The 12065-nt window shown below is 62.0% G+C and carries 12 protein-coding genes; 7 read left to right on the top strand and 5 right to left on the bottom strand.

What is annotated here, in order from left to right; translation table 11 throughout:
• Nucleotides 1-13: 13 nt before the first annotated feature.
• Nucleotides 14-757: an amino acid ABC transporter ATP-binding protein gene (locus tag NUH19_RS04025; RefSeq protein ID WP_262315267.1), complete on the top strand. Its 744-nt coding sequence runs from the start codon at nt 14-16 to the stop codon at nt 755-757.
• A 749-nt stretch (nt 758-1506) separates the two neighbouring features.
• Here NUH19_RS04025 and NUH19_RS04030 read toward each other — a convergent pair.
• Nucleotides 1507-1830 (bottom strand): bacteriocin immunity protein, encoded by a 324-nt coding sequence (locus NUH19_RS04030; RefSeq protein ID WP_262315268.1) that lies wholly within the window; start codon nt 1828-1830, stop codon nt 1507-1509.
• Nucleotides 1831-2075: 245 nt separating this feature from the next.
• On the opposite strand from NUH19_RS04030, the gene NUH19_RS04035 reads away from it, so the two are divergent.
• The gene (locus NUH19_RS04035; protein ID WP_262315269.1) at nt 2076-2312 is read left to right on the top strand and encodes a hypothetical protein; all 237 of its coding nucleotides are present in this window, start codon (nt 2076-2078) and stop codon (nt 2310-2312) included.
• Nucleotides 2313-2388: 76 nt separating this feature from the next.
• Here NUH19_RS04035 and NUH19_RS04040 read toward each other — a convergent pair whose 3' ends face one another.
• From NUH19_RS04040 to NUH19_RS04055, 4 genes are all read right to left on the bottom strand, one after another.
• A complete protein-coding gene (locus NUH19_RS04040) occupies nt 2389-3018 on the bottom strand; it encodes a hypothetical protein (protein ID WP_262315270.1) in 630 nt (209 codons plus the stop codon).
• A gap of 396 nt (nt 3019-3414) precedes the next feature.
• Complete coding sequence (locus NUH19_RS04045; RefSeq protein ID WP_262315271.1) at nt 3415-4812, bottom strand: glycoside hydrolase family 1 protein; 1398 nt, start codon at nt 4810-4812, stop codon at nt 3415-3417.
• 21 nt (nt 4813-4833) lie between these two features.
• Entirely contained in the window at nt 4834-5553 is a 720-nt protein-coding gene (locus NUH19_RS04050; protein ID WP_262315272.1) for a GntR family transcriptional regulator, read from the bottom strand.
• A 94-nt stretch (nt 5554-5647) separates the two neighbouring features.
• A complete protein-coding gene (locus NUH19_RS04055; protein WP_262315273.1) occupies nt 5648-6610 on the bottom strand; it encodes an acetylxylan esterase in 963 nt (320 codons plus the stop codon).
• A gap of 144 nt (nt 6611-6754) precedes the next feature.
• Between NUH19_RS04055 and NUH19_RS04060 the strand changes: the two genes are divergently transcribed.
• From NUH19_RS04060 to NUH19_RS04080, 5 genes are all read left to right on the top strand, one after another.
• A complete protein-coding gene (locus NUH19_RS04060) occupies nt 6755-7687 on the top strand; it encodes a glycoside hydrolase family 113 (RefSeq protein ID WP_262315274.1) in 933 nt (310 codons plus the stop codon).
• 75 nt (nt 7688-7762) lie between these two features.
• On the top strand, nt 7763-9070 hold the full coding sequence (locus tag NUH19_RS04065; RefSeq protein WP_262315275.1) for an ABC transporter substrate-binding protein: 1308 nt from the start codon (nt 7763-7765) through the stop codon (nt 9068-9070).
• Nucleotides 9071-9136: 66 nt separating this feature from the next.
• Complete coding sequence (locus tag NUH19_RS04070) at nt 9137-10021, top strand: carbohydrate ABC transporter permease (RefSeq protein ID WP_262315276.1); 885 nt, start codon at nt 9137-9139, stop codon at nt 10019-10021.
• Nucleotides 10021-10848, top strand: coding sequence for a carbohydrate ABC transporter permease (locus tag NUH19_RS04075; RefSeq protein WP_262315277.1), 828 nt, complete (start codon nt 10021-10023; stop codon nt 10846-10848). The genes NUH19_RS04070 and NUH19_RS04075 overlap by 1 nt, the downstream gene beginning before the upstream one ends.
• 27 nt (nt 10849-10875) lie before the next feature.
• Nucleotides 10876-11490, top strand: a complete 615-nt coding sequence (locus NUH19_RS04080; protein ID WP_262315278.1) for a hypothetical protein — start codon at nt 10876-10878, stop codon at nt 11488-11490.
• The last annotated feature ends 575 nt before the right edge of the window (nt 11491-12065 follow it).

The following is a 12065-nucleotide window of genomic DNA, read 5'->3' on the forward strand; positions in this document are numbered from 1 at the left end:
GAGGAGAACGACTATGACAGAATCCATTATTGAAGTCCAAAACCTCAAGAAGGTCTTTGGCGACCACGTGGTGCTGACCGACATCAACTTCGACGTCGCGCAAGGCGAAGTCGTTTCCATCATCGGCCGCTCCGGCTCCGGGAAGTCGACCCTGCTGCGCAACATCAACCTGCTCGAGGAGCCGACCGCCGGCGACATCAAGTTCCACGGCGCCAGCATCCTGGAGAAGAACTTCGACCTGGCGCATTACCGTGCCAAGGTCGGGATGGTTTTCCAAAGCTTCAACCTGTTCAACAACCTGACCGTGCTGCAAAACGTGGTCACCCCGCAGATGACCGTGCTCAACCGCGACGCGGCGGCCGCCAAGGAACACGCGCTGGAGCTGCTGCACCAGGTCGGCATGGACCCCTTCGTCAACGCCAAGCCCGACCAGCTGTCCGGCGGCCAAAAGCAGCGCGTCGCGATCGCCCGGGCCGTCGCCATGGACCCGGAAGTCCTGCTGTTCGACGAGCCGACCTCCGCGCTTGACCCGGAAATGGTCGACGACGTCCTCAACGCGATGAAGGCCCTAGCCACCACCGGCCTGACCATGATCGTCGTCACCCACGAAATGGAATTCGCCCGTGACGTCTCCGACCGCGTCGTCTTCATGGACCAAGGCGTGATCGCCGAAAGCGGCACCCCGGAGCAGCTCTTCGACCACCCGCAGGAAGCACGCACCCAAGAATTCTTGAAGCGGTACCTCAACAGAGCGTGAGCCGCGGCGGGGTTAGCGGGTCGGCTAGCGCGGCGCCGGCTCTTGAAGCGGGTTGTGCTTCGAGGGCCGGTGCGAGCAGGCCGGACCTGCGTTGCCGCGGGGAACGCGTTTAAAGCGTGAGCCGCGGCGGATTTAGCGGAACGGATAGCCTAGCCGTGGCGCTTGGGACCGGGCCTTGGTCCCGAGGGCCGCGGCGTCGCTAGCCGCTTCCGCGTTGCCGCGAGGAACGCGTTTAAAGCGTGAACCGCGGCGGGGTTAGCAGGTCGGCTAGCGCGGCGCCGGCTCTTGAAGCGGGTTGTGCTTCGAGGACCGGTGCGAGCAGGCCGGACCTGCGTTGCCGCGGGGAACGCGTTTAGATAGAGCGTGAGCCGCGGCGGGGTTAGCAGGTCGGCTAGCGCGGCACCGACTCTTGAAGCGGGTTGTGCTTCGAGGGCCGGTGCGAGCAGGCCGGACCTGCGTTGCCGCGGGGAACGCGTTTAAAGCGTGAACCGCGGCGGGGTTAGCGGAACGGCTAGCCTAGCCGTGGCGCTTGGGACCGGGCCTTGGTCCCGAGGGCCGCGGCGTCGCTAGCCGCTTCCGCGTTGCCGCGGGGAACGCGTTTAAAGCGTGAGCAACGGCGAGGTTATCAGAACACCTTTACCACACCACCCCAGGCCGGCACCCAAAAGCCTTGGCCGGCCGCAAACGGCGGCTCACCCCTCCCATTGTTGGGAAGGATGAGCCGCCGTTTTTGTTCTATAATATCGCGTTCACAGCCACGTCCCGCTGGCCACGATCAGCCCGTACCCGAGGGCCGCCCGGCGCAGCTGGGCCGCGTCGTAATCGCGGTAGTGGTCGTGCAAGGCCCCGTAAAGCCTGCGGCCGGCTGGCGGCAGCGTCATCGGCCGAAAATACGGCAGGTGGTACAGCGCCGTGTAAAGCGCCAGCCGCGTCGTGTCCAGGTCGGCCCCGGCTTGCAGCGCCTTGGCCGCGGTCAGCAAAACCTCGTGGTAGCGCTGATCCAGCTCGCTTGCGAACCGCTCCGCGTAGGCCGCGTCAACCAGGTCGAACAATGCTTGTGCGTCTTCTGTCATGCAATCTCCTCCAATGCAGCGAGTCTACGCCTGGTCGGGCGGCGACACAACGGAGGTGACAGAAGTGTTAGCCCCGCCGCAACGGACCAATCACCGTCGCTTAGCCGATTGCCAGGCAACGCGGCTCGTCACGCGGCCGATGAAAGGGGTTGCATTTTTCACCAGGGGGGTAATATTCAGTTGCTTGCAAGTTCACGAACCAATCCTGCGCTTGCTAGCAACTGGGGTATGGGAAAGGACAGCCAATGAAAAAACAACCAGTCATCCAGTGCGTCGTCCTCTTGGTCATCGTCGCCGCGTTCGCCTGCGTCGGCTACGGGCTGGAGGGCCACTTCCGGGCGCTGTACCCGATGGACCGCGAGGACGCCGCGGCCAGCACGTTTTACGTCGCCATCTACGTGATCGAGAACGCCTACGCGCTGCTGGTCATGGGCCTCGCCGCGGCCGGGCTGTGGCGCATTTTCGGCCGGTCGGACCACTAACTCAACCAAAATGGCTCGCCTTTTGTCAGTGACAGGAGGCGAGCCATTTTGGCTTGCATTCGGCGGCGGGTCGCGGCTAGTTCAGCTGCGCCGCAATCTCCGCCGTGCTCAGCCAGCGCCGGTCTTTCGGCGAGTGTGTGACGGTCAGCCGGCGGTGGTGGTTGGCCTCCACCTGCAGGCGAAAGCTGGCCAGGCGGCCGCAAAGCTTGCGGTACACCGCCGCCACCGGCGCCGCGCCGCGGGTCGTGTGCAGCGTGACCACCGGCTGCGGCCGCACCGTGTCCAGGTAATCGTCCAGGTTGATGGTGGCCGGCAGCGTCAGCGCCGTCTGGCCGGCCAGGTCGAACGTGGCGCCGCTGGCGGCCGGTAGCTTCGCCAGCCGCTGGCGCATTTCGCGGCGAAAGGCCGGCAGCACGTGGTACTTGTCGTAATCGTCACTGAAGCTGCCGCCGTTTTTCAGCGTGACGCGCGTGTGGCGCTTGGGCGCGTTGACCGGGGCAAAAACGGCCTGAAGCCGCCCACGGCTGCCGCTGACGTAGGCGACCCTGCTGCCCTTGACCAGGCGAAACGCCTGCTTGTGCCGCGTTTGGAGCTGCTTGGCGGCGGCATGCAGCGCCGCCTTCTTGCTGGTGCAGGCCTGTGCGTTCGCGCAGCCGCCCAAGGCCACCGCCAGACCAATCAGAATCAAGACCACCCAGTGTCTCATCGTTATCCCTCCCACGCGATACAGTGTACCACGAATTGCGACGCGACCAATCCGTCGCAGGGCCGAGACCGGGCCAGACGCGGGACCGGGCGGCGACACCGGGGCCGGATGGTGGCGCGAGGCCGGGCCGCGCGTGGGGTTGGGCAGCGACGCAAGGCCGGGCCGCGCGTGGGGTTGAGCGGTGACGCGGCCGGCCTGATCGCCACCACAGCCGGCCGACGGCGCGAGGCTGGGCGACGCGGCCGGCCCAACCGCCACTGCGAAGCGGTTCGAACCGGCCGAGAACGGCGAGCGGCCACGGTCGGCCGCAACCGGAAACGGCCGCAAACCTGACCGCCGCGACCGCGGCGACACCAAAACGACGCACCGCGCTAATCGCGTGATGCGTCGTAAGATTTACGCCTTGAAGCCGTGATTGGCCGCCAGCTGGGCGAACCAGCGACCCGAGGCCTTGACCGTTCGCTTTTGGGTGCGGATGTCCACCGCAATCAGGCCGTAGCGGTTGCGGTAGGCGTTGGCCCAAGACCAGCAGTCAAAAGGCGTCCAGACGTGGTAGCCAAAGCAGTTCGCCCCGGCCGCGATTGCCTCGTGCAGAACCTTGAGGTGAGCGGTCATGAAGTCAATGCGGTAGTCGTCTTGAATGACCCCGGTCGCATCCGCGAACCGCGATTCACCGGAGACGCCCATGCCGTTCTCCGACACGTACCACGGCAGGTTGCCGTAGTCGTCTCGCAGCCGCGTCGCGATGTCTTGCAACGCGTCCGGGTAAATCTCCCAGCCCTTGTCGACGTTCATCACCCGGCCGGGTTTTTGGTACTCGGCGAAGTAATTGCTGGGCAGCCAAGGCATCAGGCTGGTCGGCGAAATCGCCGGCCGCTGGACGCGAAACGGGTGGTAGTAATTGACCCCCAGCATGTCGATCGGGTTGGCCGCAATCACCGCGTCGTCTGCCGCCGTGTGCGACCACAGCACCCCGTCTGCGGCCAGCCAGTCGCACAGCGCCTGCGGATGGTGGCCCCAAACGGCCGGGTCCAGGAACAGCCGGGTGGTCCACAGGTCGGCCTTGTTCGCCGCCGCCTGGTCGGCCGGGTCTTCGCTTGCCGCGTAGGCCGGCGTCAGGTTCAAGATGATGCCGATGCGGCCGCCTTGCGATTGCGGCGCCGCGCGGTAGGCCGCGATGGCGGCAGCGCTGGCCAGGCTGATGTTGTAAGCCGCCTGCACCGCCTTTTGGCCGTCTACCTCAAGCGGGTAATGGAACTGGTACAGGTACTCGCCGTCGAGGATCACCTGCGGCTCGTTGAAGGTAAACCAGTTTTTCACCCGGTCGCCGAAGGCCGCAAAGCAGGCCTTGGCGAACTTGACGTACAGGTCAACCACGTGCCGCGAGGTCCAGCCGCCGTACTGCTGGTACAGGGCCACCGGCAGGTCGAAGTGGTGCAGGTTGAACACCGGCGTGATGCCGGCGGCCAGGCAGGCGTCGATCACGCGGTTGTAATACGCGACGCCTGCGGGATCGACGGCGCCGGTCTCGAAGTCCTTGATCAGCCGGCTCCACTGAATGGAGGTTCGCAGGCTGTTCAGGCCGATGCCTTTCATCAGCGCCAAGTCGTCTTCGTAGGTGTGGTAGAAGTCCGACGCCGTGTTGGGCCCGACTTGTTGGTAAAAAGCCGCCGGGTCGTGGTCGTACCAGTAGTCGAACAGGTTGCGATGGGCCTTGGCGAACCGCCCCTCGCTTTGGGGGCCCGAGGTCGCCCCGCCCCACCAAAAATCGCTTGGAAATTGGTAATTAGTCATAGTCTCCCACTTTCTCAGTGGTCAACTGACGTCCATCACATCGTAGCTACGCGCGTCGTAGCGGTTGCGGGAAAAGGAGTATTCAAACGGGATGCCATCGGCCAGCCAGGCCACCTGCTCGACTTCAAGCACCGGGTCGTTGGGCTTGCAATCGAGGTACTGCACGTCCAGCTTGTCGGCGAACACCGCGTGAATCTTGCGAAACGCGCCGCTCAAGACCAGGCCCAAGTCGTTTTTGAGGTAGCCGTAGATCGAGCCGTTCAGCACCTCTTCGGTCAGGTTCGGCATCAGCTTCTGCGGCATGAACGTGTGCTCCAGCACGTACGGTGCCCCGTCGACCTCCCGCAGCCGCAAGATCTCGAACACCGGCTCGTTCTTGCCGAGGCGCAGGTGGGTGCGAAGCGTCTCGGTCGGAAACATGATGTTGAAGCGAATCACCTTGGAGGTCACGTGGTCTGGGCCCATCGTGGCGGTCAGGCCCATGTGTTCCTTGGCCGGGGCGTTGGACTCCAGCTTCAGCTCGATGTCGCCCATCACGTAGGTGCCATCCCCGCGGCGGGTGTAGATCAGGCCGTCTTGGGCCAGGCCGTCCAGCGCTTTTTTGATGGTCATGCGGCTGACGTTGAATTCCGCGGCCAGCGTCACCTGATCGGGAATCATGGCGTTGGCGGCGTACTCACCGGACTCGATGCGGGTGCGAATCTGATCGGCAATCTGTTCATACTTTGGGATCTGCGGCATGTCAAGGCCTCCTTGCAACTTCCATAATACTCCCGATTATACACATCATTTTCCCGGATGGTCATGTATTTGGACATCGGTTGCCAACTTATCGTCAGTCGTCTGAATCAATGAAAAAGCCGCGCAGTTCGTCGCTCACCTTGGGCAGGTATTCGTGGCCGTACTCCGGCAAAACCACCAGGTGCTTGGGGCTTTGGATGTTGTTGAACGTCGCAAACTGGGTCTGCGGCGGCACCACCGTGTCCTGCAACCCCATCGACCAGTAGACCTCGGCACGAATGCGCGGCGCCAGGAAGTGGATGTCGATGTAATCCAGGGTGTCAAAAATCTCGCTTTCGCGCTTGTGCAGCGGGTCGCGGAACTGGAACCAGTAGGCGATTTCCTCGAACGCCGAGGTCTGGGCCCCCATCCGGTAGGCCTTGCGGTAGTCGGACAAGAAGGGGTAGCTGACCTGAACGCGGTAGATCTCGGGCACCAGGCTGGCACAGGCGATGGCCAACCCGCCGCCTTGCGAGGCCCCGACCGCGTAACAACGCGTCGCATCGACGCCGGGGTAGGCCATCAGGAGCTTGGCCGCCTGGGCGGTGTCGAGAAACACGCTGCGGTAGTAGAGGTTGGCCGGGCCTTCCTCCATGCCGCGAATGATCAGCCCCTTCATCACGTCCCCGCTGGTGCGGGTGACGTCCTGCGACAGGCCGCCTTGGCCCCGGGCGTCAAGCGCCAGGCAGACGAAGCCCTCGGCCGCCCAGCCGAACTTGTCCTGGTAGTCCCCCGAATCGCAGTGGTAACCGTGAAACATCACCATGCCCGGATGCTTGACGGTCGGGTCGTAGGGCTTGGGCAAAATCAGCTGGCAGTGGATCCGCGCCTGGCCGACGCCTTGGAACCACAGGTCATAGGCCTGCGCCACCCGCGATGGAATCGCGACGGGTGCGACCGTGAAGTCTTGGGGTAGCGCGTTCATCTCCGCCAGCCCCTGGGCCCAAAACGCATCGAAATCGGTCGGCTTCTCGCCGGTGCCGAAGTAGTGGTCGCGCCACTCGGAAATATCGATCATACTGTTACCTCCCGCGGCGGTGAAGAACCTCGCCGCCTTTTTTTGCGCATTCTGTTTACAAAATTGCCTGGGTGTTGCATACTGTTGCTGCCATCTCGAAAATAAGTATATACTTTTGCTCACGCATGTCAAAGGAGAATCGCGATGAACCCAATTAATGCGGTCACTTACGGCTACACCAGCCAGCGCGGCGACTGGACCACGCTGCGAGCCCAGCAGTCCCTGCGCCTCCTGCACGAACGCACCGGCGCCAACACGGTGATTCTAGCCGTCACCGTCACCCAGCCCGACGCCTTCACGCCGCGCATCGACTGGCAATCGCCCGCCGTTTTGAGCGACGCGGAGGTGCTGGCCACCGCCGCGGCCGCCCAGGCGCTGGGCATGGCCGTGATCTTGAAGCCGATGGTCAACCTGGAGGACGGCGTGTGGCGAGCCCACATCAACTTCTTCGACCACGACGCCCCTTGCGAACCCACGTGGGGCCAGTGGTTCACCGCCTATTCGGCCTTCATGGCACACTACGCCGCACTGGCCGAGCAGTGCCACGCCGCGATGCTGGTGATCGGCTGCGAGCTGGTCAACGCCGACCGTCGCGCCGACGAGTGGCGAGCCCTGATCGCCCGGCTGCGGCGGCTTTACCACGGTCAGCTCACCTACAACTGCGACAAGTACCAAGAGGACGCCGTGTCTTGGTGGGACGCCGTCGACGTGATTTCAAGCTCCGGTTACTACCCGCTCGACGCCTGGTCAGCGCAGCTGCCGCGCATTCAGGCCGTCGTCGAGCGCTTCGCCAAGCCGTTCTTCTTTTGCGAGGCCGGGTGCCCGGCGCGACGCGGCGCCGCGCTGTTGCCCAACGACTGGACCCGGCGCGGCGCCTTGGACCTCGCCGAGCAGGCCGCCTGGTACCGCGCGATGTTCGCGGCGCTGCGCCAGGCGCCGTGGGTTCGCGGCGTCGGCCTGTGGGACTGGAAGGCCGACCTGTACCCCGCGGCCCAGGCGGCGACCAACGACGACTACGCGCTTTACGGCAAACCCGCCGAGGCGGTAGTGTTGGAAAATTTCGCGCATTCAAAATAAAAGACTATACATTATTTCAGCACCGTGCTATCATTTGTTCCGGAAGCGATTTCAAAATTTTGAGGGGGAAACATCATGAAGAAGCAACTTGCATTAATGGTCGGCCTGTCTGCCGCCCTGCTACTCGGTCTGACCGCGTGTGGCGGGAGCAAGGACAGCGGTGCCACCAAGTCCAAGACGCAGACCATCACCTTCATCAACCACAAGACCGACTGGGCCGGCAACGGCAAGTGGAAGGCCTACATGAAGGACTTCAACAAGAAGTACCCGAACATCAAAGTGAAGATCGAAACCATCACCGATTACGCCGGCCAGATGAAGACCCGCATGAACTCCGATCAGTACGGCGACGTGTTCATGCTGCCGGACACCATCAAGCCCAAGGACTTCGCCCACTTCGTTGCGCCGCTGGGCAAGCAAAAGACCTTGGAAAAGAAGTACCTGGGCCTGACCAACAAGTCCTACAACGGCACCTCCTACGGCATTCCGTCGCAGCTGAACGCCTCGGGCATGGTCGTCAACATGAAGGTGTTCAAGGACGCCGGCATCAAGACCTTCCCGAAGACCCCGGCGGCCTTCATCAAGGCGCTGAAGACCATCAAGGCCAAGAACCCGGACGTCATCCCGCTGTACACCAACTACGCCGCCGGCTGGACGCTGGCCAACTGGGACTTCACCCGGCCGGGCGTCGTCGGCGATCCGGCCATCACCAACAAGATGATGACCGACAAGGCCCCGTTCGAAAAGGGCAAGGTCATGTACACCATTTACGACACACTGTACAAGGTGGCCAAGGACAAGCTGATTGAAAGCGACCCGACGACCTCCGACTGGGAGCAATCCAAGGTCGACATGGCCAACAACAAGATCGGCGTGATGGTCCTGGGTTCTTGGGCCGTGCCGCAAATCCAAGAGGCCAACAAGGACAACGCCGACAACATCACCTTCCAGACCTTCCCGGCCACGGCCGAAGACGGCAAGCAGTACATCTCCGTCGGCGCCGACTACAACTACGCGATCAACGTTCACAGCAAGCACAAGGACGCGGCGCGGAAGCTGATCAACTGGCTGGTCAACGACTCCGATTACGCGATCGACAACGGCGGCCTGCCGACGGTCAAGGGTGCCAAGTACCCGGCCTCCCTGCAGGGGCTGAAGGACTCCGGCGTCACCCTGCTTGAAACCGCGGCGGCACCGAAGGGCAAGGAATCCCTGTTCTCCGAAATCGACGACGCCTCCGAAATCGGCCTGGACACGACCGACAAGACCAAGCAGCGCATCATCGAGGCGGCCATCGGCAACACCAACGAGAGCTTTGCGACGATCATGAAGGACCTGAACGGCAAGTGGGCCAACGCGATCAAGACCGTCAACGCCCAATAAAGGCGCCTTTTGCGGGGTCGTGCCCATCACGACCCCGCATCTTATTTCAGAAAGGTGTGTTTCAAATTGAAAGCGATAAGGTTCGACTACCGCACGCAAAAGCGCCTGATCATCGTCTTGTTCACGATCATTCCCGTCGCGCTGTTGCTCGTGTTCTCCTACTACCCACTGGTCAAAATGGTCCAGTACAGCCTGACCAACTGGGACGGCTTCTCGCCCGACAGCAAGTTCGTCGGCCTGGCCAATTACAAGACGATTTTCACCGACCCCACGTACTTCTCGGTGTTTCGCACCAGCCTGTACTACTTCGTCGCGACGTTCTTCCAGCTGGGGTTCGCCCTGCTGTTCGCCACGATTCTGTCCTTCAAGGTGAAGTTCGCCAACTTCTGGAAGGGCGTCTTGTTCTTCCCTTACCTGCTCAACGGCGTGGCGATCGGCTTCATCTTCCTGTACTTCTACAAGCAGCACGGGACGCTTGACACCCTGTTGAGCTTCATCGGGCTCAAGAGCCAGATTCACCTGTGGCTGGGTGACCGCTCGATCAACAACATCTCTTTGGCCTTCACCTCGATTTGGCGCTACACCGGCTTCAACTTCCTGATCTTCCTGGGCGCGATTCAGTCGGTCAACCCCGAGGTCTACGAGGCCGCCGAGATGGACGGGGCCAACCGTTGGAACCAGTTTCGCTTCATCATTTTGCCGAGCATCAAAGAAATTGTGTTCCTGAACATCATCCTCGGCGTCTCCGGGTCGCTGTCCGTCTTCGACATTCCATACATCATGACCAGCGGCTCCAATGGCACCAACACCTTCGTCATTCAGACCATCGACACCGCGTTCAAGTACAACAAGCTCGGGCTGGCCTCGGCCATGGCGATCATCTTGCTCCTGATTGTGGTCGTCGTCACCGTGCTTCAGCGAATCTTTACCAGAGAGAAGGCGAGTCGCTAATGCATGCACATCACTTCACCATTGGGACGTTCTTCAAGTACCTGCTGCTGGTCATCGGCGCCGTGGTCGCCATCGTGCCGATCCTCGTGGTGTTCCTGGGCTCGTTCAAGTCCAACACCGAGTTCCTGTCGACCGGCGTCTTGTCCTTACCCAAGCACCTCGACTTCAGCAACTACAAGACGGCCTTCGTCAACGGCCAGATGCTGACCGGGTTCAAAAACACCTTCCTGATCTTCGCCATCAGCATGGTCGGCAAGCTGCTTTTGGGCTCCGCGTTCGCCTTTGCCATCAACCGCTTCAACTTCAAGCTCAAAAAGCCGATCATGGCGCTGTTCATGGTTGCGATGCTGATTCCGGCCATCACCAGCCAGGTCGCGACCTTCCAGATCATCAACGCGATGGGGCTGTTCAACAAGATCTGGTCGGTCATCGTGCTGAACCTCGGCACCGACGTGATCTCCATCTACATCTTCCTTCAGTTTCTCGACGGCATTCCGGTGTCGTTGGACGAATCCGCCTACCTGGACGGCGCCAACTACTTCCAGATTTTCTACAAAATCATCCTGCCGAACCTGAAGGCGCCGATGGTCACCATCCTGATCATCTCGGGGGTCCAGATCTACAACGACTTTTACAACCCGTTCTTGTACATGCCGGATCCCAACCTCAAGGTGATTTCGACCGCCCTGTTCGCCTTCAAGGGCCCTTACGGCACCAACTGGCCGGTCATCCTGGCCGGGGTCATCATCGTGATCCTGCCGATTCTGATCGTGTTCCTCACGCTTCAAAAATACATCTACAACGGCGTCGCAGGCTCGGTCAAGTAACCCCTGCCGCCGTGATCGGAGGTCGCCATGTCCACCCAACCCAGCAAACTCATTCGCGCCGTCACGGCGTTTTACCGCCTGGTGCCGCAATCGCTGCGCTTTTGGTGGCAGCTGATTCGCCACGGCCTGGTCTACGGCTGGCTGGCGGCCATGACTGCGGGGTATGACGCCTTGCAGCCGCCCGTGCCGCCGCAGTCTGACGCGGCCGCCGCGGCCGCGCCGCAAGACCGGCGACCACCGCTGCCAGGTGCTGGCTGGTCCTTCGCGTTCACGCTGGCCATCGGCGGCCTGCTGGTGGCCGTGCGGCGGCTGGCCCAGGCCCCGCACAGTGCGGCTTGGCAGCTCGCCGTGGTCGCCTTGCTCGCGCTGGTGCTGGTGGGCAGCGCCTTCCTGGCGGCGCTCGCCTTTGGGTCGATTCGGCCGGACGCGGCCGAGTCCCCGGCGTTTGCCGCCCTGGCGCTTTTGATCCGCCACCCCGGCACCACCCTGAGCCTCGCGCTGTCTTGGACCGGCTGCACCATTCTCGGCTACCTCAACCCCTTGGTGGCCGTGCTGCTGGCCCCAGGCGCCTACCTATGGCTCACCAAGTCCCTTTTGACCCGCACCGCCGGCGGCCACGCGCCGCTGGTTGCCAAACCCTAGATTGCCAACCCTAATCAGCCAAGCCAAAAAGGCCTCGCGTCTGCCAACGCGAGGCCTTTTGAGCGGAAAAATTGGGTTACGGGACGCAAAGGGTACCGCGGTTTGCCCCGCAGTACCCCGGTTGAGATTGGATTGAGGAACCGACCCAACTGCAGGGCAGACTGCCCCCGCCAGCTGGTGAACCCGATTCGGTTGGTGGTACGCACTGTGGTGGACCCGGCAGTCGCAGCTCCCTGGAATCAAACCAGTTAAGCTGTTTTCTTTTACGCGAATTTCTTCGTCGCTAGACACTCACGCCGCGGACGTGGTCGACATAGGTCGACGTTCATCAGATGAGGATGATAGTCACTGCGAGCTGCCTTGAGCTGCGCTTCGGCCGTGCGACCGAGAGGCGCTGCGGAATTCTACGGAAATAGAATAACACCAGGCGACCGGAAATACCATTACAGGATTGTAAATGTTAGGTAAATTTAGTGTAAATAAATAACACAACTTCAATAGAGCCAACAAAGAATTCAATCAACGCAAGACCGGCGACCGCCCCCATTGCTTCAGGGCAGTCGCCGGTCTTGGTT

It is taken from the genome of Lacticaseibacillus parakribbianus, assembly GCF_025490915.1.
In the GTDB taxonomy this organism is placed as follows: Bacteria; Bacillota; Bacilli; order Lactobacillales; family Lactobacillaceae; genus Lacticaseibacillus; species Lacticaseibacillus parakribbianus.